This window comes from Pseudomonas sp. GW821-FHT09C08 (assembly GCF_059418125.1).
The window spans coordinates 221,260-247,447 of the sequence record NZ_JBWKPG010000005.1; the positions used below are offsets into that span (position 1 = coordinate 221,260).

The 26,188-nt window shown below is 63.2% G+C and carries 19 protein-coding genes; 2 read left to right on the forward strand and 17 right to left on the reverse strand.

Annotated elements, in window-relative coordinates:
- The 5 genes from AC07OJ_RS19065 to AC07OJ_RS19085 all read right to left on the reverse strand — a co-directional run bounded on the left by AC07OJ_RS19065 (nucleotide 1) and on the right by AC07OJ_RS19085 (nucleotide 5,682).
- Nucleotides 1-1,398, reverse strand: coding sequence for a PIG-L deacetylase family protein (locus AC07OJ_RS19065; protein ID WP_495094980.1), 1,398 nt, complete (start codon nucleotides 1,396-1,398; stop codon nucleotides 1-3).
- Entirely contained in the window at nucleotides 1,395-2,291 is an 897-nt protein-coding gene (locus AC07OJ_RS19070) for an antimicrobial resistance protein Mig-14 (RefSeq protein WP_495094981.1), read from the reverse strand. Before AC07OJ_RS19070 ends, AC07OJ_RS19065 begins: the two co-directional genes overlap by 4 nt.
- Entirely contained in the window at nucleotides 2,291-3,421 is a 1,131-nt protein-coding gene (locus tag AC07OJ_RS19075; protein ID WP_106805342.1) for a glycosyltransferase, read from the reverse strand. The genes AC07OJ_RS19070 and AC07OJ_RS19075 overlap by 1 nt, the downstream gene beginning before the upstream one ends.
- Nucleotides 3,405-5,162: a carbamoyltransferase family protein gene (locus AC07OJ_RS19080; RefSeq protein ID WP_065900046.1), complete on the reverse strand. Its 1,758-nt coding sequence runs from the start codon at nucleotides 5,160-5,162 to the stop codon at nucleotides 3,405-3,407. The genes AC07OJ_RS19075 and AC07OJ_RS19080 overlap by 17 nt, the downstream gene beginning before the upstream one ends.
- A 142-nt stretch (nucleotides 5,163-5,304) precedes the next feature.
- Nucleotides 5,305-5,682: a YceK/YidQ family lipoprotein gene (locus tag AC07OJ_RS19085; protein ID WP_495094982.1), complete on the reverse strand. Its 378-nt coding sequence runs from the start codon at nucleotides 5,680-5,682 to the stop codon at nucleotides 5,305-5,307.
- Between the two features lie 175 nt (nucleotides 5,683-5,857).
- Here AC07OJ_RS19085 and AC07OJ_RS19090 point away from each other — a divergent pair, with 175 nt between their 5' ends.
- Nucleotides 5,858-7,942 carry a TonB-dependent receptor family protein gene (locus AC07OJ_RS19090; RefSeq protein ID WP_495094983.1) on the forward strand — a complete coding sequence of 695 codons (2,085 nt, stop codon included), beginning with the start codon at nucleotides 5,858-5,860 and terminating at the stop codon, nucleotides 7,940-7,942.
- A 151-nt stretch (nucleotides 7,943-8,093) separates the two neighbouring features.
- On the opposite strand, the gene AC07OJ_RS19095 is transcribed toward AC07OJ_RS19090, so the two are convergent.
- From AC07OJ_RS19095 to glnE, 12 genes are all read right to left on the reverse strand, one after another.
- The gene (locus tag AC07OJ_RS19095) at nucleotides 8,094-9,020 is read right to left on the reverse strand and encodes an ABC transporter permease (RefSeq protein ID WP_495094984.1); all 927 of its coding nucleotides are present in this window, start codon (nucleotides 9,018-9,020) and stop codon (nucleotides 8,094-8,096) included.
- The gene (locus AC07OJ_RS19100) at nucleotides 9,017-10,003 is read right to left on the reverse strand and encodes an ABC transporter permease (RefSeq protein ID WP_495094985.1); all 987 of its coding nucleotides are present in this window, start codon (nucleotides 10,001-10,003) and stop codon (nucleotides 9,017-9,019) included. Before AC07OJ_RS19100 ends, AC07OJ_RS19095 begins: the two co-directional genes overlap by 4 nt.
- The gene (locus AC07OJ_RS19105; RefSeq protein ID WP_495094986.1) at nucleotides 9,996-11,519 is read right to left on the reverse strand and encodes a sugar ABC transporter ATP-binding protein; all 1,524 of its coding nucleotides are present in this window, start codon (nucleotides 11,517-11,519) and stop codon (nucleotides 9,996-9,998) included. Before AC07OJ_RS19105 ends, AC07OJ_RS19100 begins: the two co-directional genes overlap by 8 nt.
- Nucleotides 11,519-12,499 carry a sugar ABC transporter substrate-binding protein gene (locus AC07OJ_RS19110; RefSeq protein WP_106805348.1) on the reverse strand — a complete coding sequence of 327 codons (981 nt, stop codon included), beginning with the start codon at nucleotides 12,497-12,499 and terminating at the stop codon, nucleotides 11,519-11,521. Before AC07OJ_RS19110 ends, AC07OJ_RS19105 begins: the two co-directional genes overlap by 1 nt.
- Nucleotides 12,500-13,084: 585 nt before the next feature.
- Nucleotides 13,085-14,521 (reverse strand): lipopolysaccharide kinase InaA family protein, encoded by a 1,437-nt coding sequence (locus tag AC07OJ_RS19115; RefSeq protein WP_495094987.1) that lies wholly within the window; start codon nucleotides 14,519-14,521, stop codon nucleotides 13,085-13,087.
- A complete protein-coding gene (locus AC07OJ_RS19120) occupies nucleotides 14,521-15,273 on the reverse strand; it encodes a lipopolysaccharide kinase InaA family protein (protein ID WP_120447468.1) in 753 nt (250 codons plus the stop codon). The genes AC07OJ_RS19115 and AC07OJ_RS19120 overlap by 1 nt, the downstream gene beginning before the upstream one ends.
- Nucleotides 15,270-16,004 carry a lipopolysaccharide kinase InaA family protein gene (locus AC07OJ_RS19125; RefSeq protein ID WP_065900030.1) on the reverse strand — a complete coding sequence of 245 codons (735 nt, stop codon included), beginning with the start codon at nucleotides 16,002-16,004 and terminating at the stop codon, nucleotides 15,270-15,272. The genes AC07OJ_RS19120 and AC07OJ_RS19125 overlap by 4 nt, the downstream gene beginning before the upstream one ends.
- Nucleotides 16,004-16,810, reverse strand: a complete 807-nt coding sequence (gene rfaP / locus AC07OJ_RS19130; protein ID WP_065900029.1) for a lipopolysaccharide core heptose(I) kinase RfaP — start codon at nucleotides 16,808-16,810, stop codon at nucleotides 16,004-16,006. Before rfaP ends, AC07OJ_RS19125 begins: the two co-directional genes overlap by 1 nt.
- The gene (locus AC07OJ_RS19135; protein ID WP_495094988.1) at nucleotides 16,807-17,931 is read right to left on the reverse strand and encodes a glycosyltransferase family 4 protein; all 1,125 of its coding nucleotides are present in this window, start codon (nucleotides 17,929-17,931) and stop codon (nucleotides 16,807-16,809) included. The genes rfaP and AC07OJ_RS19135 overlap by 4 nt, the downstream gene beginning before the upstream one ends.
- Complete coding sequence (gene waaC / locus AC07OJ_RS19140) at nucleotides 17,931-18,992, reverse strand: lipopolysaccharide heptosyltransferase I (RefSeq protein ID WP_495094989.1); 1,062 nt, start codon at nucleotides 18,990-18,992, stop codon at nucleotides 17,931-17,933. Before waaC ends, AC07OJ_RS19135 begins: the two co-directional genes overlap by 1 nt.
- 1 nt (nucleotide 18,993) lies before the next feature.
- Entirely contained in the window at nucleotides 18,994-20,028 is a 1,035-nt protein-coding gene (gene waaF, locus AC07OJ_RS19145) for a lipopolysaccharide heptosyltransferase II (protein WP_065900023.1), read from the reverse strand.
- Nucleotides 20,029-20,216: 188 nt separating this feature from the next.
- Nucleotides 20,217-23,156 carry a bifunctional [glutamate--ammonia ligase]-adenylyl-L-tyrosine phosphorylase/[glutamate--ammonia-ligase] adenylyltransferase gene (gene glnE, locus AC07OJ_RS19150; protein WP_495094990.1) on the reverse strand — a complete coding sequence of 980 codons (2,940 nt, stop codon included), beginning with the start codon at nucleotides 23,154-23,156 and terminating at the stop codon, nucleotides 20,217-20,219.
- 383 nt (nucleotides 23,157-23,539) lie between these two features.
- On the opposite strand from glnE, the gene aceE reads away from it, so the two are divergent.
- Complete coding sequence (aceE, locus tag AC07OJ_RS19155) at nucleotides 23,540-26,185, forward strand: pyruvate dehydrogenase (acetyl-transferring), homodimeric type (protein WP_065900019.1); 2,646 nt, start codon at nucleotides 23,540-23,542, stop codon at nucleotides 26,183-26,185.
- The last annotated feature ends 3 nt before the right edge of the window (nucleotides 26,186-26,188 follow it).

Below are 26,188 nucleotides of genomic sequence, written 5' to 3' on the forward strand. Positions count from 1 at the left end.
TCACAAACGCCAGAACAACTCATGCCGTCGTACGGCCTTGCGGAAAAATTCGTTCTCACCATACGGCGACCGCGCACGGCCCGCCAACACACGTTGCAACCAGCGTCGCACCCGGCGCTTGAACGGCGGCGCGGGCTGCAGGTCATGCATCATGCCCAGTGCCATGGCCTTGTCGCGCTGCTGCGCCAGCGACAGCGACAGGCTGCACGGCCACAACTGCTGTGCGTCATCGAACAGCGGCGGCAGCGCAATCCCGGCACCCGCGCCACCCATGGGCCAGCGGTCGTTGTCGTGCAGATGATTGGCGTAGCCCAGCACGGTGGTCGGCTGCCACTCCAGGCCTTGCAGGGCCTCGAGCACCGCTTGCTGCGCACAGATGTGATCCGGGTGCGGGTCGAGGACAGGGTGAGGCAGCACAATCACTTGCGGACGTGCGGTCAACAACAACTGGCGCAGATCAGCCAGCAAATTATTCCAGGTCGGCAAGCCGTCCTGGTCCGCCGGCAGCGGGAACGCGTTGAACTGGCGAAACAGGCGGATATCTTCCAGCTCGGCCTCGCGCGAAGCGACAGGCTGATCGGGCGTGGCACGCATCGCCGGCAATTGCAGGCAGAAATAGCCCAACTGCACGCAATGCGCCTCTGGCACACCGGCCCAACGCGGCACGGCGATGCTGTCCCAGGCGCGCAAACGCCCCTTGATCCGTGCGGCTTCCGCCGGGTCCAGGCCCATCTGCTGATAGTGCTCGGCTTCGATTTCACCCGCCGTGAGGGTCACGATCCATGGGTTCTCGGCCTGGCTGTACAGCCCGAAGGCGGCCAGCTCGGCATCGTCGGCATGCGGCGCGATGACCATCACGCGTTGTGCCGAGTAGTCCGGCGTGGTCCAGGCCCAAAGGCGGGGCGCGCCCTGCAGCGTGCAAAAGCGCCCGCGCAGGCGCAGCTCACCGGCCATCAGGGCCGGGGCCAAACCACTCAGATTCAGATAACGCAGGCCATTCACACCGCGCTCGAAGGCTTGCCGGTCGACGCTGTCAGCGCCGCAAATCTCAATCGCCGGGTCGAGAAAACGCCCCAGCCAGCCGCTCTTGACCTTGATGGCCAACACCAGCGTCGCATCAGCTTCCAGCGGCCCATTCACTCGCAGCCGCCCCCCCTCGAAACTAACCCCCGCTACCTCGGCATCCGCCGAAAAACGGTACTGGTAATCTTCGTTGGGCGCATAGAACAAATGGTCGGCAAACCAGGCTTCATGAGCCGCCCAGGCCAGCACGCCCAGTACCAGCGGCAGCCACCAGGCGACGCCGACGCCGATCGCCACCAGCAGCACCAGGCCGATCAGCACGCCGATGCGTTTGTTGCGCCGATGGCGCTTGAGCAATTGCTGTTTGCGGCTCATACGGTCAGCACCGGCACGGGGTTGCACCAACGGTCCTTGTATTCCCGGTCGGCCCGCCCGAACGAAAACCGCAGCGGCTTGCCGGCTTCACGGGCGTGCTCCCAGGCACCCTGGGTGTTGAGGAAACTGAGCACACTGCCCGGGCTGAAAGCGCGGGTTTGCGGATCGACACCGCCGTTGACGTACTCCACGCTGATCCACTCGGGCGACTCGACCCGGTACACCAGCTGGACCGCAATTGGCGCGTCGTTGAGGAAAATCACCGAGCCGATCAGCCATTCGCGCAGCAGCTCGATCACCTCGGCCATGCGCTCGGCACCCGTGGCGACAAAGCCCCAGCGCCGCAGAAACAAATCGCAGTAGATCGCTGCCAGTTCCTGGCTGGAAAACTCGCTCACCGGCCGCACGACACCACCGGCCTCTTCCAGCAGGCGCAGCTCGCGGCGCTGGTTGTAGCGAAATTTCTTCGACAGTTCCTCGGGCGTGCGGGCCATGGCCAATTGCTCGGCCTGTGGCTTGAGCCCACTGAAGCGGCCTTCGTTCAGCGCCGACAGGTAGCGCGCGCGGTGGCGCAAGGGGGCCTGGGTGTCAGGCGCGGCAGGCAGGATCAGCTCGGCGTTGCCCAGGTCGAACAGGCCCTTTTTGCCGCGCTGCTTGAGCACGTCCTTGGACAAGGCCAGGTCGCGCCCCCAGGTGGCGATGCACGCCTGCAATTTGCCGCCCTGCTCCCAGGCCAAATAGCGCACCGGGATGTCAGCCAGGCCGGCCAGGCGTTCGATCACCTGCGGATGAGTGGCGACACTGCCGCCAAAACGCTGCCAGGCGTCGCTGTAGACGGGCGCGTCGACGACGGACCAGCCCCGCTCGCGCCAGCCTTGGAATCGATTGAGCATCAGGCCCCCGCGGTCAGTTCAATAACGTGCGGCAGTTGCCAGAAGGTAGCGCGTACCGCCTGATCCGAGAAACGCTCGCGCAGACGCTCCAGCATCATCTCGGCGCACTGCCGTTGCTGGTGTTGATCCATCGCCGCCAGGTGCCGCAGCCCCTGCGCGAGGTGTTCGGCATCGCCGAAGGGAAACAGGATCCCGACCCCCTCGACCACTTCCTTCGCCCCGCCACAGGCCGTGGCCAGCAACGGTACGCCGGCCGCCATGGCCTCCAGCAGTACCATCCCGAAGGGTTCGTGATCGGAGCTCAGTGCAAACACATCGAATGCGCGGAAATACCGGCGCGCATCCGGCACTTGGCCGAGGAACAGCACCTTGTCGGCAATCCCCAGTTCCCGGGCGAGTTCCTTGAGGTCTTGCTCCAGGCGCCCGCTGCCGAGGATCGCCAGGCGGCTCTCGACGGGCAAGTGCGCCAGTGCCAGGGCAAAGCCCTTGAGCAGCGTGGCCTGGTCCTTGTCCGGGTGCAGGCGACCGACATTGCCGATCACCCATTCGTCCGGCGACAACCCCAGCGCATCACGGGCCTCATGCACCGGCACCTGAATAGCCTGCAAGGCGTCGACATCGATACGGTTGTACAAGGTCTGGATACGTGCGGCAGGCCAGGCTGGCAGGCAGCGGCGCATGTCGTCACGCACGGCGTCGGACACCCCGAGCAGGCTCAGGCGCTTGCGGAAAAACCCGGCAAACAGCTTGCGGCTGCGACGCTGGTAGTCACCAAAGGCGTGATGCACGCCAATCACCGGCAGCCGCGTCGCCAGCAAGGCCACGTAGATCGGCTTGAAACGGTGGGCAATACAGAAACTGAAACTGCGCGAGGCGGCAATCTTGCGCAACTGCGCAATGGCCGCCAGCTTCAGGCCGCGCACGGCCTTGGAGCTGAACTCCATGAACAACACTTCATCGCTGGCACACCCGGCGGCCACCTCGGGGTCGGCGACCCCGGTGAGGAACACCGTGGTCACCTTGTAGCCAGAGCCTGCGAACAGACTGGCGTACTGCCGGGCGCAGTCCAGGAACGGCCCGTCATAGCCGTGGCAGAACTGCAGGACGTGGCGTTCAGCCGAGCGCGTCATAAGGGTCCACGCCGTCTTTGACGACCAGGATGTCTTCCATGATCAGGTACTGCAGGTCCGAGCCGAAGAACATGTTCAACGCGTCGGTCGGCGAGCAGATCATCGCTTCGCCACGACGGTTGAGCGAGGTGTTCAGCGATACGCCGTTACCGGTCAGCACTTCCAGCTCTTTCATCATGTCGTAGTAGCGCGGGTTGTACTCGCGCTTGAGCACCTGGGCGCGGGAGGTGCCATCTTCATGGACCACTTCGGGCACGCGGGTCTTCCACTCTTCCGCCACTTCAAAGGTGAAGGTCATGAACGGCGCAGGGTGATCGACCTTGATCATCTGCGGAGCCACGGTGTCGAGCATCGACGGGCAGAAAGGCCTCCAGCGCTCGCGGAACTTGATCTGGTGGTTGATGCGGTCCGCCACGCCGGTGGCGCTTGGGCAGCCGATGATCGAACGACCACCGAGGGCACGCGGGCCAAACTCCATGCGGCCCTGGAACCAGGCCACCGGGTTGCCGTCGACCATGATCTTGGCGATGCGCTGCGGCATGTTCTCGATCTTGCGCCAGTTCGGCTTGCTCTCGTGCCTGGCGCACGCGGCGATCACGTCTTCGTTGCTGTAGGACGGGCCGAGGTAGACGTGTTCCATCTTCTCCACCGGTACACCACGGGCGTGGGACACGTAGGCCGCCGCACCGACGGCAGTGCCGGCATCGCCCGACGCCGGCTGCACGAACAGCTCCTTGACGTCGTCACGGGCAATGATCTTCTGGTTCAGCTTGACGTTCAGCGCACAGCCGCCGGCGAAAGCCAGCTTGCCGGTGTCTTTGAGGATGTCGCCCAGGTAGTGGTCGATCATCTGCAGGGCCAGCTTCTCGAAGAGTGCCTGCATGCTGGCGGCGTAGTGGATGTACGGCTCGTCGGCGATGTCGCCTTCGCGCTTGGGACCCAGCCACTCGATCAGTTTCGGCGAGAAGTAGAAGCCCTTGCCTTTCTCTTTATAGCGACGCAGGCCGATGACGTTGGCGTAGTCGGTGTTGATCACCAACTCGCCGTTCTCGAAGGAGGCCAGGCGCGAGAAATCGTACTTGCTGGCGTCGCCATACGGCGCCATGCCCATGACCTTGAACTCGCCGTCGAGCATCTCGAAACCGAGGAACTCGGTGATCGCGCCGTACAGGCCGCCGAGGGAGTCCGGATCGTAGAATTCCTTGATCTTGTGGATCTTGCCGTTTTCGCCGTAGCCGAAGAAGGTGGTGGCGTACTCGCCCTTGCCGTCGATCCCGAGGATCGCGGTCTTCTCCTGGAAGCCCGAGCAGTGGTAGGCGCTGGAGGCGTGGGCCAGGTGGTGTTCAACCGGTTCGATCTTGATTTTCTTCGGATCGAAGCCCAGTTGCTCCAGGCACCAGACGATCTTGTTGCGATAGCGCTTGTAGCGACGGTTGCCCATCAGGATCGCGTCGAGCGCGCGGTCCGGTGCATACCAGTAACGCTTGGCATAGTGCCAGCGCGCCTCGCCGAACAGGCTGATCGGGGCGAACGGGATCGCCACCACATCAACGTCGGAAGGCTTGATGCCGGCCTGCTCCAGGCAGAACTTCGCCGATTCGTAGGGCATGCGGTTCTTTGCATGTTTGTCGCGTACGAAGCGCTCTTCTTCGGCGGCCGCGATCAGCTTGCCGTCGATATACAAGGCTGCGGAAGGATCATGGCTAAGGGCGCCGGACAGGCCAAGAATCGTCAATGCCACAGGGGTCTAGCCTCTTTTAGTCTGCATGCAGGCGGGTTGCGCCTGAAAAAAGTGTGCTTCCCACCTGGGCAGGAAACAGCTAAAGGGCGGGATTATAGCTCAAAAGCAGTGGGAAGCTGTTAGCGGCGAGCGGCAAGAGGCACTAGCGGAAGATCTCGATGCTGCCGTCCTTGTTCTGCCGGTAGATCGTATAGGGCAGCACCAACGTGTCCAGTACGCCGGAGGCGACGAAATCGATGGCGATGACCGGGAAGGCATTGCCGGCGGCGTCGGACACGCTTGGGTCCTTGAGGCTTTTTTCAGGCCTGGGCTCGCCATTGAGCGAACAAAATCCGTAGATCACCCCGCTGTAGATGCGCGGAACGTTCTCGCAGTGGCTGCGCGAATCCTTGAGGTTCTGGCTGGCCACGGCGTCCGGGCGGAACACGGTGTTGATCGTTCCGCAACCGGCCAGCGCCAGCACCGCTGCCAGGCACGCGACTATCGACGTACTCCTCACGTACAACTCCTTTTGACCCATCGGCCATTGTCATGGGCGGGGCTGACCACGCTAACATCGGGCCGTGTGTGAGCCCAGCGCCAACGCACCGACGGGTTCCGTAGGCCGATTCCTAAATGAAATAAATCGCCCGAGTCACTAAACTCGCGCCCTTTTGCGCGTTTACACCCTAAGCGCCACGGATTCCGGCTGAACCATGACCCCGCTCACTCGCTTCACCCTGTTGCTGCCCGGCCTGCTCGCCCTGTGTGACACCGCCCGTGCAGACGACACCGCCCTGATCCTCGATCCCAGCGTCGTCACCGGCTCACGCAGCGCCAGCCCGACGTTCGACCTGCCATACTCGGTGGACGGCATCAGCCGCGAGCAGATCAGCGACGGGCAATTGGGCATCAATGCCTCTGAAGCCCTGTCCCGCGTGCCAGGCCTGGTGGTGCAAAACCGCCAGAACTATGCGCAGGACCTGCAGATTTCTTCCCGCGGCTTCGGCGCGCGCTCGGCGTTCGGCGTGCGTGGCATCAAGCTGATTGCCGACGGCATTCCCGCCAGCACCCCGGACGGCCAGGGCCAGGCCGCAACCTTCAACCTCGACACCGCCGAACGCATCGAAGTGCTGCGCGGGCCTGCCGCCACGCTGTATGGCAGCAACGCCGGCGGCGTGATCCAGATGTTTTCCCGCGACGGTGAAGGCCCGCCGCGCATCGGCGCCGAAACCCTGGTGGGCAGCGACGGCCTGAACAAAAACCACTTGAGCGCCGAAGGCGCCGCCAATGGTGCGGGCTTCGTCCTCGACGCCTCGCGCATGGACACCAACGGCTATCGCGACCACAGCAGCGCGCGCCGCGACCAGACCTTCGCCAAGCTCAATTTCCAGCCCGATGACGACAGCAAGCTGGCGCTGATCTACAGCAGCCTGGAGCAGAACGGGACGCAGGACCCGCTGGGGCAGAAATGGCAGGCGTATAAGGCAGACCCTCGCTCGGTGGACCCCGCCGCGTTGCAGTACAACACGCGCAAAAGCATCGATCATCAGCAATTGGGGATGAATTACGAGCGCTACATCGGCGATGCGACGTTGCAAGTGAATGCGTATACGGGGCGCAGGAGTGTGATTCAGTACCTGTCGATCCCCAAAGGCACCCCGCCCAACGAACGCGGCGGCGGCGTGGTGCAATTCGACCGCAAGTTCTACGGCGGCAGCGTACGCTGGATGCAGCCCATCGACAGCGCGCCGGGTGAGCTGACGATTATCACCGGGCTGGACTTCGACCAGAGCGAAGACAGCCGCCACGGCTACCAGAACTACAGCGGCACCACCCTTGGCGTAAAGGGCCAGCTACGCCGCGATGAAATCGACACGGCGCGCAGCCTCGATCCCTACCTCCAGGCCAACTGGGCCCTCGACCGCTGGACCCTGCAAGCCGGCATCCGCCACAGCACCATGCAACTGGACGTCGACGATCAATTCCTGAGCAATGGCGACGCCAGCGGCAGCAAGACCTACCAGAAAAATACCCCGTCGATGAGCGTGATGTACGCGTTCACGCCCGAGTTGCACGGCTACGTCAGTGCAGGCAAAGGTTTCGAAACCCCGACCCAGGCCGAATTGGCCTACGCGCCAGGTAATGTCGAGGGCTTCAACTTCGGCCTGAAACCGTCCGAAAGCACCCAATATGAAGTGGGCCTGAAGGCCCAACTGAACGACACGCGGATCAACGCGGCGGTGTTCCAGATCACCACCGAGGACGAACTGGTCGTCGACCAGTCCCTGGGCGGGCGCACCAGCTACCAGAACGCCGGCCGCACCCTGCGGCGCGGTTTCGAACTGGGCATCGAGAGCCAGTTGGCCGACCACTGGAGCACCAGCCTCGCCTACACCCGCCTGCAAGCCACCTATGACAGCGACTTCATCGGCGGCGGCAAGCCGGTCGACAAAGGCAACTACCTCCCCGGCGTGCCGCAAACCACCCTGTTCGCCGAACTGAACTGGAAGCCACGGGACTGGGTCAGCACCGCCATCGAAGGCATGTACCGCAGCAAGGTCTACGTCGAAGACACCAACCAGCAACACGTCGCCCCCGGCTACAGCGTGTTCAACTGGCGCGCCCGTTTCGAGCAGAAAGTCGAGCACTGGACCTTCCACCAGACCCTACGCCTGGATAACCTGCTCGACCGCCAGTACGTCGGCTCGGTGATCGTCGGCGACGGCAACGGCCGCTACTACGAAGCAGCGCCCGGACGCTCCTGGTATGCGGGAGCCGGCGCGCAGTACCAGTTCTGATGCGGTTACCGAACTCAAGCAGCCTGCCGCTGCGCCAAAAGCGTTTGCACGCCTCTTTCAGCAAGCAATGCCCATGAAACGCATCGCGTCACGTGTGGAAAACGGCACCTACAAACCCCGCATCATCCGGGTCAAGGCTGAATAACCCCGGCTAGCTGCGCTCCAGCACACGGCGACTGGCAAAGCTGAAGGTCAGCACCACAAAAATCAGCACGCCGGTCGCCACCTGCTGCCAGTAGAAATTCCAGCCGATCAGCAGCAGGCCGTTGGCGATCACGTTGATAAACAGCACCCCCAGCAAGGTGCCGGGGATATTTGCCCGGCCCTGTCGGCTCAACGTGGTGCCGATGAACACCGCGCCAATCGCATTGAGCAAAAACGCATTGCCGGACAGCGGCACGTAGGCGCTGACCGTCGAGCTGAGCAACACCCCCGCCACCCCGCAGGCCAACGCGGTGGCCAGCGCCACGACGGTCACGATGCGCCGCACCGACAACCCCGAGTAATACGCCAGCAGCGGCTGGGTGCCCTGGGCCAACAACTCACGGCCCAGGCGCCCGCGCGCAAGTGCCAGGCCGTAGAACAGTGCCAGCCCAAGGACGATCAGCAGCGGGATCAGGCCGGTCAGTTCAGGTTTCACGCCCTGGGCGATATAGATCGGCTGACCGCCGTCCGACAGCAACTGCTGGGCGCTGGTGCCGATAAACAACGTCCCCAGGGTCGCCAGGAAAGGGCTGATACGCAGCCCGGCGATCAAGCCGGCATTGAACACCTCGACCAGCAACGCAGCGACCAGCGCCCCCGTGGCAGCTATCGCCCAGCCATGCCCACCATTGAGCAGCACGACGAAGCTGAAACTGGCGAAATCCAGCGCGGTGCCCACCGACAGGTCGATACCGCCGGCGGCCACGGCGTAAGTCATGCCGATGGCGACAATCGCCAGCAACACGAAGTTGTTCAGCAGCAGACTGTGCAGGTTGCCGGCGCTCAGGAACCCTGGCGCCTGCACGGCGAATACCCCGACGATCAGCGCAAACACCAGCGGCAAGGTCAGCGGCAACAAGGCGCGCAGGTTCATGGGTGGGCTCCTCGGTTCAAGGCGCTGGAGGCGGCGACCACCAGCAAGATCAACACGCCTTGCACGCCATTGACCCAGAAGCTCGACACGTTGAGCAACTGGAAGCCATTGATCAGAAAACCGATCAACAGCGCAGCGAGCAAAGTGCCCGGGATACTTGCCACCAGTCGCCTGGAAAACACCACGCCAAGAAAAGCGATCGCCACCACCGACAGCAACATGTCGCCGGAACCGGTGGTACTGCCGCTGAAAAATGCCGCCGAACACAGCGCGGCCACGGCGGCGCACAGCCCCGACAGCAGGTAGCTCGAGAGCACATAGGCCGGCACCCGGATCCCGGCTGCCTGCGCCGCCTGTGGGTATTCGCCGACCGCATGCAGGCGCAGCCCGTAGGCCGAATGCTGGATCAGCAAGGTCAGCACGCCCGCCGTCACCAGCAGCACCCACGCCAGTGCCGGCACCGCCAGCCAGGTGCCGCCGCTGAGCAGGTCGAGCAGCGGCGAGTCGGTAGAGACCACGGTGTTTTCCGTCAGCACCAGCTCCAGCCCGGCCAGTACGTTCATGCTCGCCAGCGTCGCCAGCAACGGTGGCAAGCGCAACAGCACCACCGCCAGGCCGTTCAGCACGCCGACCGCCAGGCCACAGCCCAGGGTCAACAGCACGCTGAGCCAAAGCTCCAGGCCGGCGTTGTTGAGCCGGCTGAACACCGCCGCGCACAGCCCGAGATTGGCCGCCAACGACAGGTCGAGCCCGCCGGCCACCACATTCGAGCCGCCGCCGATAATCACGCAGGTCAGCCCGAAGGCCAGCACGCCGAGGATCGCCGACTGGCTGAACACATTGGCCAGGTTACCCACCGACAAAAAATTCGGCGCGGCCACGGCAAACCCCACCAGGATCGCCAGGAACACCCCCACCGAACCCCGGCGCAGCACCAGCACCCACACGCGTTGCGAGAACCCAGGCGTCGCCACATCAAGCATGTTCGACCTCCCGCGCCGGCAGCGCTGCAGCGGGCACGGCCCCCGTCGCACAGGCCAGCAACTGATCGCTGTCAGCCTCGCCGGCATGGAATTCACCGGCGATCTCGCCGCGATGCAGCACCACAATCCGATCACTGATCCCGAGCAATTCCGGCAAGTCCGAAGACAGCACCAGCACCGCCGCGCCCGCTTCCACCAGGCGTCCGATCAAGCGATAGATCTCCACTTTGGCGCCCACATCCACACCCACGCAGGGCTCATCCAGCAGGTACACGGCCGAGCGCCGACTCAGCCATTTACCCAACGCGACTTTTTGCTGGTTGCCGCCGCTCAGTTGGCTGACCGCCGCGTGTGGGCCGGGCGCCTTGATCGCCAGTTCATCGATCAAGCGCACGCTCTCCGCGTGCTCCTGGCGCCGACTCAACAGCCCCCAGCGACTGAACCTTCCCAGCCCCGCCAGCGTGAGGTTTTCCAGCACCGACAGCAGCGGCGAAATGCCCTGGCTCCGCCGCTCTTCCGGCACCAGGGCGATGCCCGCGGCAATCGCCTGGCCCGGCGAGCGCAGGCGCAACAGGCGCCCGTCCAGGTGCACGCTGCCGCTGTCGGCGCGTTCCACGCCGAACAAGGTCTTGAACAACTCTTTGGCACCTGAGCCGACCAGCCCGGTCAGGCCGAGGATTTCTCCGCGGCGCACCTGCAGGTCAATCTGCCGATAACGCCGCGCCAGGCTCAGCCCGCGCACTTGCAACAACGGCGGGCCCAATTCGACCTTGGCCTTGGGGTACATCTCCTGCACCTCGCGGTTGACCATCAGCCGCGCAATCTCGGCGCTGGAGGTGTGTCGTGGCTGCACCACCGCCACGTCGCGGCCATTGCGTAACACGGTGACTTCATCGCACAGGCTGTCGATTTCCTGCAGGTAATGAGAGATGTACAGAATCGACAACCCCTGGTCACGCAGACGCTTGACGATGCGCAGCAGTTGGTCGACTTCACGCTTGACCAACGCCACGCTGGGCTCGTCGAATACGAGGATTTTCGGCTGGCGGATCAACGCCCGGGTAATTTGCAGCACTTGGCGCTCGGCGCTGTTCAGCTCGCCGACCAAGGCACCGGCCGGCAGTTGCAGATCAAAATATTCGGCCAGCAAGCGCTCGGCTTCACGCTGCTGTCGGCGCCGATCCACGAACGGCCCGCGGCGCAATTCATGGCCGAAAAACAGCGCCTCGCCGACAGTGAAACTCGCCGGCAACAGGCGCTCCTGATGGATGAACTGCACGCCCAGCGCATCCACCTGGCGCGGCGACAAGGAGGCATAGGATTGGCCGTCGATACTGATCTGTCCCGCATCAGCCTTGTGAAGGCCGGCAAGGATCTTGATCAAGGTCGACTTGCCCGCGCCGTTCTCGCCCACCAGCCCGTGAATGCTGCCACGCTCGACCTTCAGGCTCGCATCATCCAGCGCCTGGGTGGCACCGAAGCGTTTGCGCAAGTGCTGCAGGTGCAATGCCGCCATCAGTCACCCCGCAATTGCTGGACCTGCGCCAGGTTGGCGGCGGTGGTCAGCAGCGTGGGCACATGGGTTTCCTTGGGCAGGTCACGTTGGCCGGCCAGGTAACGCGCCACGTTCTGCACGGCGGTCTTGCCGATCAGCGCCGGCTGCTGCGCCACCACCGCGCCCACCGGCGAGTTCGCCTGGCCGAGCAGCGCCAGCACTTCGGGGGTGCCGTCGACGCCGTAGGTCTTGATCTCGGTGCGCTTGGCATCGATCAATGCCTTGCTCGCGCCCAGTTGCGGGATGTCCCACGCCGACCAGATCGCCGAGACGCTGCCCGCCGGGTATTTGTTGAGCAGTGCCGACACTTGGGAATAGGCGTCCTGCACGGTATTAGGGATCACATCGCGCAGTTCCGGCTGGATGATCTCCAGCTGTGGGTAATCCTTGAGCGCCAGCTTCAACTGGTCATAACGGATCGCGCACACGGGCACGCCGTAGAAACCATTGAACACCAGGATCTTGCCCTTGCCGCCAGCGTCCTTGATCAACTGATCGGCCAGCGCCTTGCCGGTGGCGACGTTGTCCGAGGTGGTGTTGTTGAGGCTGTATTGCGAGGGCGCATCGATGGTGAACAGCGGGATGCCGGCCTTGCTGATGCGCTTGAGCCAGGGGTCGATCACGCTGAGGGTACCGAGGGTCTGGATCACCGCATCCGGCTTCTGGGTGACCACGGTCTGCAGCTGGGTCACCAGGTTTTTGTCGTTACGCCCGGCATCCAGGGTGATCGGTGTACCGCCCAGGCGCTTGATCTCATCGACCTGCGCCTGGAACGCCTTGATATCGAAATAGTGACTGGTACCGGTCATGCTCACCGCAATGCGCTTGCCGGCCAGGGACGGCACGGCATCATCACCTTCTGCAGCATGGGCCACGCCACTCAGCAGCAGGACGGCGCCAAGGCAGATCAAACGGGAAAGCGAGGAAAGGCTGGAAGGCATACAGGGCTCCGCTGCAAACGGTGAAAGGGTTCACCAGGTGCTATTGCAGAGCCCGTGCCAGGATTTTTAATGAGTTAAATCAGCAAGATAAAAACCCAAAGCGAAAGCGTGATGTCGTTCTTGAACACAACTGCCCAATCGCTGTTGCCCACGCAACACCTGTCACTGGGTGTTCGCACCCCAGCTTGCGCATTTCGACTAAAGCGCCTGCGTTGACACCCTGGAATCGCAGGCATAGAACCTGGCGCGAAGGGACTGGGGGTCCCGGTCGGCGCTCTAGCCTCGGTGAGTTTCATCGGGGCTTTACGCTTTCTGGAATGCGGAATTGCCTGAAACGAATTTTATCTGCCCCCCATTCGAATGTGGGAGCGGGCTCGCCCGCGAAGGCGACCTGACAGTCGACCAGGATGTTGGATCAGACTGAGTACCTATCCCTTTCTGCGGCAACCGCGGCTACGGGTTCCGCTCTTGCAGCGGGTCACTTTCGAAAAGCGCGAAGGCAACCAAAGCGCTCTTGCCCCAACACTCGGCGTGCCCGTCATCCGACATGGATTTGGCGGGCCGCAATCGCCGGCAAGCCGGCGCCTACAGTTTGGGCAGTCGCTGATCGATCAGTTGGTACAACGCGCTGCTCTGCGGCCAGTTGCGCATGAACCGCGCGCGGTCCCTGGCATACGCCGGGGTGAAGCTCGCGATTGAGCTGTGTTGGCACATGGCGTCGAGGTCGATCAGCGACCAGCGGTCCTTGTCCCAGAACAGGTTATGGCCCTTGAAGTCACCATGGCTGATGCGTTCGCGGATCAGCTCGGCGAACAGTTGATCCAGCGCCTGCAGTTCGTTTTCCGGCGCCTCGCCGCTTTCAACGTACGGCGCGAAGCGCTCGATGATGTCCGGACCCGGCAGGTATTCGGTGACCAGGTACGCGCGGCTGCGCAGCCAGAGAAAACGCTTTTCCAGCACGGCCAGCGGCTTGGGCGTGGCGATGCCGAGGAAGGCCAGGCGGTTGCCTTCGCGCCAGGAATGCCAGGCGCGACTGGGGCGCCAGAAGCGCTTGAGCCAGTGGGCGAAACCCTTGATGTTGTAGCGCTTGATCACCAGCGGCCGACCGGCCACCTCGACCTTGGCCACGCTGGCGGCCCCGCCGGTCTTGTACAGGTGGCCCTGGTCGAGCAATGCATCCGCCTGCTCCAGCACCGAGAGCATCGCCGGCTCTTCCTCGCGACGAATCGCGCGCAAGGCAAAGGCCCCTCGCACCACGCTGAACAGCGTGCATTCGCGGCCGACCTTGTGCAGAAAGTCTTTCAGGCGCCAGGCACTGACCTTGCGCACCTGTTTCTCCAAGGCTTCCAGCGGCAGGGCGTGCTCGCTGTTGCCCAGCAGGTAGTACACCAGCAGCTCTTCGGTAAACGGCTCGAGATTTTTTGGCAACTGGGCGAAAAACACCCCGAGGTTTTCCAGCACGCGGTTACGTGACAGCGGCTTACCGGCTTCTTCGACGCGAATCCCGGCGCCATCGATCAGGTACAGCTTGCCGTCCTGGCGCAGCAGGTTGTCCAGGTGCAGGTCTTCCTGCCACAGCCCTTTGGCGTGCATCTGCGCGACCGCACCCAGCGCCTCGGCCAGCACCGCTGTCTGCTCGTCGGCCAACGGCGGCAGGCCTTCGACGGCGTGCCAGGCATCAGCCAGGCTCTCGGCGCCCTCGATAAATTCGAACAGCAGCCAACCGCCCTCGCCTTCCTGCAAGCCATCGGCGAGCAGCAACGGGGTGGTCAGGCCTTGCTCGGCGAGCAGCCGCACGCCGCGCAGCTCACGCTGAAAATGCCGCGCCGCCTTGCTACCCACCAACAACTTGGCCAGCACCGGACGCCCGCGCCACACCGCCGCGCCCACGTAGCGCTCGCCTGGCAACACGCGCAACAGGCTCAGCAGTTGCAACTGGCCGGGGCCGGCGGCATCGGCGAGATCCAGAGTGAGGGGCAGGCTCGGTGTGCGGCCGGCGTTTTTCAGCTCGGACAGACGCATCAGCGGTTCTCCTTGTGGCTACGCCGTTTCGTCAGGCGCTGCAGCCAGGTGCCGACCAATGCACTGCCCTCAGGCTGATCGAGGTAGGCCGCCAGCAACTGGCGCACCTGCGCATCCGACCATTGCGGCGCACGGCGCAACAACGGCTCCAGGTCCTTGACCCGGTCACGCCAGCCGAACAGCAGCGGGCGGGTTTTCTCCAGGTCGATCAACTGCGCGGCGTAACCGTCACCAGTGGCCTGCAGGAAAATATGCTTGGGGTAGAAACAGCCATGCACCTGGCCAACGCTGTGCAGCCGGCGCGCCAACAGGCCACAGGCCAACAGGATCGCGTGGTGCTGGGCGTCGCTCAGGTGCGCCCACTGCTCCAGCAGCGAGTCCAGGTCATTCCAGCCGTCCAGGGCGCGGGTCAGCAGCATCGCGCGGTGTTCGCCGGCGACCTTGCGCTCGCCATAGAACGCCGCCTGCAACGCCGGGATACCGAGCTTGCGGTAACGGCTGATATTGCGAAATTCACGCGAGAAACTGGGCTCGCCCAACGGCCGGTGCAAGCTGCGCGTGAGGTAGTTGCTTTGGCGCTTGAGGTAATAGCCGTGGCCGTCCAGCTCCAGGCGAAACACACTGCTCCAGCCGCCACGGCTGGTGTTCGGCTCGTCCACCGCGTCCAGTTGCTTGGCCCACAGCGCGTCGAATGTCGCGAGGCCGTGGCGCTCCAACAGGGCGCGGTCTTCGGCCGCCAGGAAATCACTCATTCGCGTCCCTCGAAAAACTTCACCACGTGGCGAATACGCTGTTTGTCCGATGCACTCAGGTGCCGGCGCTGACGATACTGCATGTAGAAACGCAGGCGCTGGGTGGCTGACAGGTGATACTTGGCGACCTTGTCCAGGCACGCCAGGTCCTTGGTGATGCGGTACTTGAGCCAGAAGCCGCGCCAGAAATCGCCATTGGGGCAGTCGATCAGGTACAGGGTCGACTGGTCGTCGATCAGCAGGTTGCGCCACTTCAAATCGTTATGGGTAAACCGATGGTCGTGCATGGTTCGCGTGTATTCGGCGAGCTGGCGGCTGACCGCGTCGACCCATTTGGGGTCGCGCAGGCGCGCATCGTTACGCTCGGCCAGCACCGAGAGGTCTTCGGTCCTCGGCAATTCGCGGGTGATCATCGCCCCACGGTCGTAGGCCAGGCCCTTGCGCGCCAGGCCCCAGGCGACCACGTCGGCGGTGGGGATGCCCCACTTGGCGAAGCGCTTGAGGTTCTGCCATTCGGACTTCACGCGCGGCTTGCCCAGGTAGCGCCGCAAACCCTTGCCGGCGCCGGTGTAGCGCTTGACGTAGTAATTGACCCCGCCGCGCTCCACGCGGATCACTTCCGACAAGGGATCGCGGGTCAGGCGTTCGCCTTGCAGGGCGAACACGGCGTCGAGGCTTCCAAAATCATCCGCCAGGTGGGCGTAGGCAGGTTCCAGGTTCCAACCCGCCATCAGATCGCATCCCCATAACGTTGCTTGCGCGCGTACAGCTTGTCGGCCTTGCGCTGCATCAGGCTCAACGATGCCGATTGCTCCGCCAGGATCTGGCGCAGCGGCTGGCGGAAGTAGCCCTTGAGGAAGCGCAGTTTGTCGCGGCGGGTCAGGCCGATGTCCAGCGCCGAGTAGTACAGCGCGGACAAGTCCTTGTCGCGCCAGCGCAGCGGCAGATGGGCACGCAACTGGGCGCGGTGCAGGTCGATCACCGAGAGCTTGATGTTGTTCGCGTCGATGGGCCTGGAAGTGTCCAGCAAGAAGTGGCAGAGGTAGCAGTCACGGTGATTGACGCCACCACGGTGCATGTCGCCCACCATGCGTGCCAGTTCGTGTGTGAGCGCATGGCGCAGCGCGGGTGCAGGCGGTTCGGCGACCCAGTTGATGCTGAGGTCTTCGAGGCTGAGGGTCGGCGCCAGTTCTTCGGTGATGATGAACGAGTGCTGGTCCGCCGGGTTGCTGCCCTTTTCACCGAAGGCCACGCCGGTCATGGTCGGCACGCCGAGTTCCTGCAAGCGATGAATCGCCGCCCACTCAAGGCCGGCGCCGAGCACCGGCAGCTTGGCGGTGATCAGGTTCTTGAAGATTTCACCCCAGCCGATACCCCGGTGGATTTTGACGAAATACGGACGGCCCTCCACCTCTGTGCGCAGGGTGCGACGTGCCGCCAGTTCACGGAATACCTGGCCTTGCAGTTGCTCGACTTCGGCGAAGGCATCGCGCCCGGCCCATAAAGTCTTGAACGGTTCGGCAAGAATCAACTTCATCGTTTTGGCTCCGCCAGAATCACATCCGCAGCGTGCTGCGGCATGCTGTAGAGGTCGGCCGTCTCGGCAAAGGCCAACCCATTGCGGCCCCAGGCCGCGCGCTGTGCAGTGTCGGTGATCATGCGAGCCAGGTACTGGTTGAGCTGGCTCTGTTCGAACGGCTCATCCAGCACCAGGCCACTGTCGGCTTCGGCGATGTAGTGGGCGTAACCACACACGGCCGAGACCAGCACCGGCAACCCGGCCACCAGGGCTTCGAGCAATACGGTGCCGGTGTTTTCGTTGTACGCCGGGTGGATCAACACATCGGCGCCCAGCAGGAAACGCGGGATATCACTGCGGCCCTTGAGGAACTGCACATTGTCGCCCAGGCCCAGGGTCGCGCTTTGCAGCTGGAATACCTTGGGGTCGTCCTGGCCGATTACAAACAGGCGCGTGCGTTTTTTCAGTTCCGTCGGCAGCGCGGCCACGGCTTTCAAGCTGCGGTCGACGCCTTTGGTCTTGAAGCCGGAGCCGATTTGCACCAGCAGCAAATCGTCGTCGGCCAGGTTGAATTCCTGGCGGAAACCCTGGCGAATCTCGGCCGCATTCGGCGGCGCGCGACGGTCCTGGGCAATGCCTGGCGGCAGCAGGTGGAAGCGTTGCAGCGGCGTGTCGTAATGCTTGATGAACAACGGCTGCTGCACTTCGGAGATCATCAGGATCTCGGTCTTGGCATCCTTGGCGAACACCGCGCGCTCGTACTCGGCAAAGTGGCGATAGCGACCAAAATTGCGGTACAGCGAATGGCGCAGGTTTTGCGCCTTGTCTTCGAAGCAGCCATCGGCGGCGTAGTACACGTCCAGGCCAGGCATCTTGTTGAATCCGATCAGGCGGTCGATCGGGCGCTTGGCCAGGTCCTCGGCCATCCAGGCGCTGAGTTTTTCGTTGCGCCGATGGTTGAAGAATGCCTTGACCGGCGCCACCAGCACTTCGAAGCCCGGCGGGATGTCACCTTCCCAGATCAGCGTGTAGACACGAATCTGATGGCCGCGCTGCTGGCACTCCAGGGCAATGCGCATGAAGTCACGCTGCAGGCCGCCGAAGGGGAAGTATTTGTACAGAACAAAAGCCAGTTGCATCAGTGCAGTTCCTCAGCCAGTAACAACGTGCTCAGCCGGCTCGCCACACGCTCAGGGTTCAGGCGCGTGAAGCACAGGGGCGACTCACGCTTGATGTCGAACCGACGCAGGTCATCCGCCGTCGGTTGATAGGTACAGTTCTTTTGCAGGCACGGCGCACACGACCAATCGCTGGCCAGGTGAATCTGGCCCTTGCCGTAGGCGCCGGTCAGGCCGGGGTTGGTCGGGCCGAACAGGGAAATGGTCGGCACATCCAGCGCCGCCGCCAGGTGGCCAAGGCCGGTGTCCACCGCCACACAGGCGCGGGCACCGGCCAATACGCGGGCGACGCCGGCCAGGTTCAACTTGGGCAGGACTTCGGCATTCGGCAGGCCCTGGGCCAGGCGCTCGGCCCGGGCCTTTTCGACCGGGTTGCCCCACGGCAATTTCACGTCCACCCCCAGGCGGCCCATGCGTTCGGCCAGCTCGCGCCAGTAGGCTTCGGGCCAGTGCTTGGTGTCCCAGGTGGTGCCGTGCAGCAGCAGTACGAAGGGCTTTTTCGGCGGCAGGCCGAGCAACTTGTCGACGCTCAGGCCATAGTCGCCCAGGCCTTTGGGCAAGTCATAACCGAGGGCCACGGCAAACAGCTGGCGCAAACGCTCCACCGCATGCTGCCCACGGGCCACGGCCAGGCGGCGCGAATAGAAGCGCGCGGCGATTGGCTCACGGGCCGACTGCTGGTCAAAACCCGCCACCGGGGCCCGCACGTAACGGGTCAACCAGGCACTTTTGAGCAGGCCCTGGGCATCGATTACCAGGTCATATCTGGTCGACTGAATGCGCTGCTTGAAGCGTCGCCACTCGCCACTCTTGAAGGTCTGCCAGAGGTTCTTGCGCCAGCGGCGGATCGCCACCGGGATCACCTTGTCCACCGCCGGGTGCCAGGTGGGGATTTCGGCAAAGCCTTCTTCCACCACCCAGTCGAATTGAATGCCCGGGATCGCCCGCGCGGCGTCGGTAAGTGCCGGCAACGCGTGGATCACGTCGCCCAGGGATGAGGTCTTGACTACCAGTACGCGCAAACTATCGGACCTCGACCGCAGAGCCCTGCAACCGCTGCAAGGCTTCGTTCACCGGCTGCGGCAGCAATTGGCGCATGCAGTTGTAATGGCCGAAACGGCAGGTGCGATCAAAACAGGGGCTGCAATCGAGTCCCAGGCGCACCACTTCGACCTGGTCGGCCAACGGCGGAGTGAAGCCCGGCGAGGTGGAGCCGTAGACCGCCACCAGCGGGCGGTTCAGTGCAGCCGCCACGTGCATCAGGCCGGAGTCGTTGGACACCACCGAGTCGGCGCAGGACAGCAAGTCGATGGCCTCGGCCAGTGACGTATCGCCACTGAGGTTCACGGCTTCTTCGCGAAGGCCGGGAATCAGGCGCTGGCGAATGTCCTCGCCGACCGGGTGATCCTTTTTCGATCCAAACAGCCACACCTGCCAACCTTCGCGGATCTTGGTCTCGGCGACTTTGGCGTAATGCTCCGACGGCCAGCGCTTGGACTCGCCAAACTCAGCACCCGGGCACAGCGCCAGCACCGGGCGATCGAGTTGCAGGCCGAACTTGGCCAGCGCTGCATCGCGGGTGACTGGGTCGATCTGCAGGCTCGGGCGCGGGTACGGCGTCGGCAATTCGGCGCCGGGGGCGTAGGCCAACGCCATGAAACGCTCGATCATCAGCGGGTAACGCGCCTTGTCGAGCTTGCGCACGTCATTGAGCAGGCCGTAGCGAAACTCGCCACGCCAGCCGGTGCGCTTGGGAATACCGGCGAAAAACGGCACAAGCGCCGACTTCATCGAGTTGGGCAGCAGGATCGCCTGGTCGTACTGGCCGGCCAGGGATTTGCCGATACGCCGGCGGGTCGCCAGTTCCAGGGCACCGTGGCCGAGCGGAAAGCTCAAGGCCTTGCGCACTTCGGGCATGCGCTCGAGGATCGGCCGGCTCCACTCAGGGGCAAGCACGTCGATCTGGCAGTCCGGATAGCGCTGGCGCAGGCACTGGAACAGTGTCTGTGCCATCACCATGTCACCGACCCAACTGGGCCCAACGATCAGAATATTCATGTAGTTTCCACAAACGATGCGGGGAGGCTTATGCCTCCCCGCCTCGAAAATTACTGTAGGTCACGGTTGGCCCGGTAACAGCTTTGTGCGGGAGCGGGCTTGCTCGCAAAAGCGATCTGTCAGCCGCCCCATCGAGTGACTGAAATAGCGCTTTCGCGAGCAAGCCCGCTCCCACCTTTATTCGAGCTTCAGCTTAACCCCAGTTCCTGCCAGATTCGCATCACCTGGCGCCGTTCGTCGGCGAACTGATCCCCGGCTACCGTACCAGCCTCATTCTGCAGGGCCTGGCGGTGCGCGGCGGAGCGGTAGGCTTTATACACCTCGCGCAGCAGATGAGCATCGGCGGCGGGCATCAACCCCACCTGCTCCAGGCCTTCCAGAATGCGGATATTGTCGGTATAGCGCAGCAACGATGGATGCTGTGCAGACCACGCCAAAGCCGCGTATTGCACCATAAATTCAATATCGACGATACCTCCGGCGTCCTGCTTGAGGTCGAACAGCGCCGTGGCTTCGAAGGCATTGGCGCCGGTGCCGGCCGCCGTGCCCTTGGTGCCCAGGTTGTCACGCATCTTGGCGCGCATCTCGCTGACCTCCTGGCGCAGCTTCGCCAGATCGCGCTCACGCCCCAGTACCTTGGCCCGGACCTGCTCGAACGCCTGGCCCACATCCTGGCTGCCGACCAGCACGCGCGCGCGGATCAGCGCCTGATGCTCCCAGGTCCAGGCTTCATTTTGTTGATAGCGATCAAACGCGCCGAGCGAACTGACCAACAGCCCGGACGCGCCCGAAGGCCGCAGGCGCATGTCCACCTCATACAGCTGCCCGGAGTTGGTCTGGGTGGTCAGCAGATGGATGATCCGCTGGCCCAGGCGCGTGAAGAACTGCGCGCCATCAATCGGCTTGGCGCCGTCGGTCTCGGCCTGCGGGTCGCCATCGTGGATAAACACCAGGTCCAGGTCCGAACCATGCCCCAGTTCGATGCCGCCGACTTTCCCATAACCGACAATGATGAACCCGGGATCGCACAAGGTGCCGTCCAGCCGTTGCGGCGAGCCGTGGCGCGCCACGGTCTGGCGCCAGGCCAGGGCGAGCACCTGTTCGAGGATGGCTTCGGCGAGCCAGGTCAAGTAGTCGCTGACTTTCATCAACGGCAGGCTGCCGGCGATTTCCGAGGCCGCCACGCGCAGGCGGTGAGCCAGCTTGAAGTGCCGCAAGGCCTCCATCTGCTGCTCCAGGTCATCCTCGGGGATGCGCGTGAGCCGCTCGCGCAACTCGGCGGCAAGTTCCGGCGCCAATGGTGGCTTGAACAGGCGGCCTTCGTTGAGCAACTCGTCGAGCAGCAGCGGGAAACGCGTGATCTGCTCGGCAATCCACGGGCTGGCGGCGCACAGGGTCAGCAGGCGGCGCAGGGCGTCGGGGTTTTCCGTGAGCAGCACCAGATAGGCAGAGCGCCGCGCGACGGCCTCCACCAGCGGCAATACACGTTCGAGCACCAGGTCCGGGTTGGCGTGTTCGACGGCCTGGGCCAGCAGGCGCGGGATAAACGCGTCCAATCGCTCGCGACCGAGGCGCTGCATGGCGCGCAATTGCGGGCTGCTGCGCAGGCCGGCCAGGGCCTTGAGGGCCTTGGGCGCATCAGTGAAGCCGCCTTCAGCGAGCTGGCGACACGCAGCCTCTTCGTCCTGGGACTCTTCCCACAGCGGCAGCCACTCTCCGCCCACGACCAGTTCGCCCTCTTCGCCTTCCTCTTCATCCGGATCCGCGATGACCTGGCGGAAATGCCAATCCACCCGGCCACGCCAGTACATCAGGCGCTCATGGAACGCGGACCAGTCGGCAAAACCGAGCATAAAGGCAATGCGCGCCTGGTCCTCCGGGCTGTCCGGGAGCATTTGCGTCTGGCGATCGGCAATCGCCTGGATCGCGTGCTCGGTGTAGCGCAGGAATTCATAGCCATTGCGCAACTCGGCGATCACCGCCGGCGGCAGGTAGCCCTGGCCTTCGAGGGTGCCGAGCACTTTGAGCAGCGGCCGCTGCTGCAGGCTGAGGTCGCGACCACCGTGGATCAACTGGAAGGCCTGGGCGATGAACTCCACCTCGCGGATGCCGCCCGAGCCCAGCTTGATGTTTTCGGCCATTCCCTTGCGCCGCACTTCCTGCTGGATCAGCTGCTTCATGGTGCGCAGCGCTTCGATGGCGGAAAAGTCCAGGTAACGGCGGTACACGAAGGGGCGCAGCATATCGAGCAACTGCGCACCGGCGACCTGGTCGCCGGCGACCACACGCGCCTTGATCATGGCGTAGCGTTCCCAGTCGCGACCCTGGTCCTGGTAGTACTGCTCCAGCGCGTTGAAGCTGAGCACCAGCGCGCCAGCCGAGCCGTAGGGGCGCAGGCGCATGTCGACACGGAAAACAAAGCCGTCGACGGTCATCGGATCGAGGGCCCTGATCAATTTTTGACCAAGGCGAATGAAGAACTCCTGATTATCCAGGGAACGCTTGACGCCCACCGTCTCCCCGCCCTCGGGGTAGGCGAAGATCAGGTCGATATCCGACGACAGGTTCAGCTCCACCGCGCCGAGCTTGCCCATGCCGAGGATCACCATGTGCTGGGCTTCGCCGCTGCGTCGGCCAGTCGGCGTGCCGAACTGCACGCAATGGCGCTGGTACAGCCACTGGTAGGCCTGGTCGATGCTGGCGTCGGCCATGTCGGAGAGGTCGCGGCAGGTTTGCACCAGGTCCGCCTGGCGGGTCAGGTCGCGCCAGATGATGCGCACTTGCTGGCGCGTGCGCTGGCGGCGCAGCACGCGGCCCAGCTCATCTTCTGTTTCGGCCTGTTGCACGGCGCCGGCGATCTGGCCGCACAGCTCGCCCGGCGCAAAGCCGCGGTCCAGCTCGCCCCAGGCCACCAGCTCGAGCAACATCAAAGGGTCACGAACACTCTGTTCAATCACGAAATCACTGGCGGCGCACACGCGGGCGAAGTCGGCCCACCGTTGCGGCGTCCACGCAGAAAGGCCATGATCGTCGTCCAGCGCGGCCACTGCGTCACGAAATGACTGCTCGGCCCGGCTGGCGTAAGGCAAGAGAATGGCGGGTAATTCGGCCAGTGTTGGCAGGCTCATGGTCTATCCTTGATCGGCGCGTAAATGGCTTGTAGCTGTGAACGCAAGAACCACGCTCGATGAAGGACTGTCGAACAAAAGTTAGAAATAGCTGAAAAATCATTAATTTTGGCAGGCAACATTAAACTTCTACCTTTTCTTGTTCGCAAAAGATCAACAATAACGATTATGCTCACCAGCCAGACCGAGCAATCCGCTCAGTCTTGTGTAGTTTTACTACTCGTATATACATTCGAAAGGCTGAAATGGCCGACGATTTGTAGTAAAACTACAGGACGCCGAAGCAACCTTCGGCCATCCAAGAATTTATGTCGTCTGCCCACAAGGCCAGTCGCAAACTTCAGGCAACCGATTCTGGTAGCCTTTCCGCCCTGGAGCAAGCCATGCAAGACCTCGATCCCGTCGAAACCCAGGAATGGCTGGACGCCCTGGAATCGGTTCTCGACAAAGAAGGCGAAGACCGTGCTCACTACCTGATGACCCGTATGGGCGAACTCGCGACCCGCAGCGGCTCGCAACTGCCCTACGCCATCACCACGCCGTACCGCAACACCATCCCCGTTACCCACGAAGCACGCATGCCTGGCGACCTGTTCATGGAACGCCGCATTCGCTCGCTGGTACGTTGGAACGCCATGGCGATGGTAATGCGCACGAACTTGAAAGATTCTGACCTGGGCGGTCACATCTCCAGCTTCGCTTCCAGCGCAACCCTGTACGACATCGGCTTCAACTACTTCTTCCAGGCCCCGACCGACGAACACGGCGGCGACCTGATCTACTTCCAGGGCCACACCTCGCCAGGCGTCTACGCCCGTGCGTTCATGGAAGGCCGCATCACCGAAGAACACATGAACAACTTCCGCCAGGAAGTGGACGGTAACGGCCTGTCGTCGTACCCGCACCCTTGGCTGATGCCTGATTTCTGGCAGTTCCCGACTGTATCCATGGGCCTTGGCCCGATCCAGGCGATCTACCAGGCACGCTTCATGAAGTACCTGGAAGCGCGCGGCTTCATCCCGGAAGGCAAGCAGAAAGTCTGGTGCTTCCTGGGCGACGGCGAGTGCGACGAGCCGGAATCCCTGGGCGCCATCTCCCTGGCTGGCCGCGAGAAGCTGGACAACCTGATCTTCGTCATCAACTGCAACCTGCAGCGCCTCGACGGCCCGGTTCGCGGCAACGGCAAGATCATCCAGGAACTCGAAGGCGTGTTCCGCGGTGCTCAGTGGAACGTGACCAAAGTCATCTGGGGCCGTTTCTGGGACCCACTGCTGGCCAAGGACGTCGACGGTATCCTGCAACGCCGGATGGACGAAGTCATCGACGGCGAGTACCAGAACTACAAAGCCAAAGACGGCGCGTTCGTACGTGAACACTTCTTCAACACGCCTGAACTCAAGGCGATGGTTGCCGACCTGTCCGACGACGAGATCTGGAAACTCAACCGTGGCGGCCACGACCCGTACAAGGTCTACGCGGCGTACCACGAAGCGGTCAACCACAAAGAACAACCGACCGTCATCCTGGCCAAGACCATCAAGGGTTATGGCACCGGTGCCGGCGAAGCGAAAAACACTGCGCACAACACCAAGAAAGTCGATGTCGACAGCCTGAAGTTGTTCCGCGATCGTTTCGACATCCCGGTCAAGGACGAAGAGCTGGAGAACCTGCCGTTCTTCAAGCCGGAGCCGAACAGCGCCGAAGCCCGTTACCTGAGCGAGCGTCGTGCCGCACTGGGCGGTTTCGTGCCACAGCGTCGCGCCAAGTCCTTCGACATCCCTACACCGCCACTCGATACCCTCAAGGCTATCCTGGACGGCTCGGGCGACCGTGAAATCTCCACCACCATGGCCTTCGTGCGGATCCTCGCGCAGCTGGTCAAGGACAAGGAAATCGGTTCGCGCATCGTCCCGATCATCCCGGACGAAGCCCGTACCTTCGGTATGGAAGGCATGTTCCGTCAGTTGGGCATCTACTCCTCCGTCGGCCAGCTCTACGAGCCAGTCGATAAAGACCAGGTGATGTTCTACAAGGAAGACAAGAAGGGCCAGATCCTCGAAGAAGGCATCAACGAAGCGGGCGCCATGAGCTCCTTCATCGCTGCCGGTACTTCGTACTCCAGCCACAACCAGCCGATGCTGCCGTTCTACATCTTCTACTCGATGTTCGGTTTCCAGCGTATCGGCGACCTGGCTTGGGCAGCAGGCGACAGCCGTACCCGTGGCTTCCTGATCGGCGGCACCGCCGGCCGTACCACGCTGAACGGCGAAGGCCTGCAACACGAAGACGGTCACAGCCACATCCTGGCTGCCACCATCCCGAACTGCCGCACCTTTGATCCAACCTACGGCTATGAGCTGGCGGTGATCATCCAGGACGGCATGAAGAAGATGACCGAAGAGCAGCAGGACGTTTTCTACTACATCACCGTGATGAACGAGTCCTACCAGCAGCCAGCCATGCCGGCCGGTGTCGAGGAAGGCATCATCAAGGGCATGTACCTGCTCGAAGAAGACACCAAGGAAGCGGCGCACCACGTGCAGCTGATGGGCTCCGGCACCATCCTGCGTGAAGTGCGTGAAGCGGCTAAGATCCTGCGTGACGAGTTCAACGTCGGCGCTGACGTCTGGAGCGTTACCAGCTTCAACGAACTGCGTCGCGATGGCCTGGCCGTAGAGCGTCACAACCGCCTGCACCCTGGCCAGAAGCCACAGCGCACCTTCGTGGAAGAGTGCCTGACCGGCCGTAAAGGCCCGGTGATCGCTTCGACCGACTACATGAAACTGTTTGCTGAACAAATTCGCCAGTGGGTCCCGTCCAAGGAATTCAAAGTCCTGGGCACCGACGGTTTCGGCCGCAGTGACAGCCGCAAGAAGCTGCGTCACTTCTTCGAAGTCGACCGTCACTTCGTGGTGTTGGCAGCCCTGGAAGCCTTGGCTGACCGTGGTGAGATCGAGCCTAAGGTAGTGGCTGACGCTATCGTCAAGTTCGGGATCAACCCGGAAAAACGCAACCCACTGGACTGCTGAGGA

Coding starts and splice junctions, on each gene's coding strand:
- rfaP (WP_065900029.1), bottom strand. CDS start 16,810: ATGAAGTTGATTCTTGCCGAACCGTTCAAGACTTTATGGGCCGGGCGC.
- AC07OJ_RS19120 (WP_120447468.1), bottom strand. CDS start 15,273: ATGAGTGATTTCCTGGCGGCCGAAGACCGCGCCCTGTTGGAGCGCCAC.
- glnE (WP_495094990.1), bottom strand. CDS start 23,156: ATGAGCCTGCCAACACTGGCCGAATTACCCGCCATTCTCTTGCCTTAC.
- AC07OJ_RS19115 (WP_495094987.1), bottom strand. CDS start 14,521: ATGCGTCTGTCCGAGCTGAAAAACGCCGGCCGCACACCGAGCCTGCCC.
- AC07OJ_RS19095 (WP_495094984.1), bottom strand. CDS start 9,020: ATGAACCTGCGCGCCTTGTTGCCGCTGACCTTGCCGCTGGTGTTTGCG.
- AC07OJ_RS19100 (WP_495094985.1), bottom strand. CDS start 10,003: ATGCTTGATGTGGCGACGCCTGGGTTCTCGCAACGCGTGTGGGTGCTG.
- AC07OJ_RS19085 (WP_495094982.1), bottom strand. CDS start 5,682: ATGGGTCAAAAGGAGTTGTACGTGAGGAGTACGTCGATAGTCGCGTGC.
- AC07OJ_RS19110 (WP_106805348.1), bottom strand. CDS start 12,499: ATGCCTTCCAGCCTTTCCTCGCTTTCCCGTTTGATCTGCCTTGGCGCC.
- AC07OJ_RS19135 (WP_495094988.1), bottom strand. CDS start 17,931: ATGCAACTGGCTTTTGTTCTGTACAAATACTTCCCCTTCGGCGGCCTG.
- AC07OJ_RS19105 (WP_495094986.1), bottom strand. CDS start 11,519: ATGGCGGCATTGCACCTGCAGCACTTGCGCAAACGCTTCGGTGCCACC.
- AC07OJ_RS19125 (WP_065900030.1), bottom strand. CDS start 16,004: ATGGCGGGTTGGAACCTGGAACCTGCCTACGCCCACCTGGCGGATGAT.
- AC07OJ_RS19070 (WP_495094981.1), bottom strand. CDS start 2,291: ATGCTCAATCGATTCCAAGGCTGGCGCGAGCGGGGCTGGTCCGTCGTC.
- aceE (WP_065900019.1), top strand. CDS start 23,540: ATGCAAGACCTCGATCCCGTCGAAACCCAGGAATGGCTGGACGCCCTG.
- AC07OJ_RS19075 (WP_106805342.1), bottom strand. CDS start 3,421: ATGACGCGCTCGGCTGAACGCCACGTCCTGCAGTTCTGCCACGGCTAT.
- AC07OJ_RS19065 (WP_495094980.1), bottom strand. CDS start 1,398: ATGAGCCGCAAACAGCAATTGCTCAAGCGCCATCGGCGCAACAAACGC.
- AC07OJ_RS19090 (WP_495094983.1), top strand. CDS start 5,858: ATGACCCCGCTCACTCGCTTCACCCTGTTGCTGCCCGGCCTGCTCGCC.
- waaF (WP_065900023.1), bottom strand. CDS start 20,028: ATGAATATTCTGATCGTTGGGCCCAGTTGGGTCGGTGACATGGTGATG.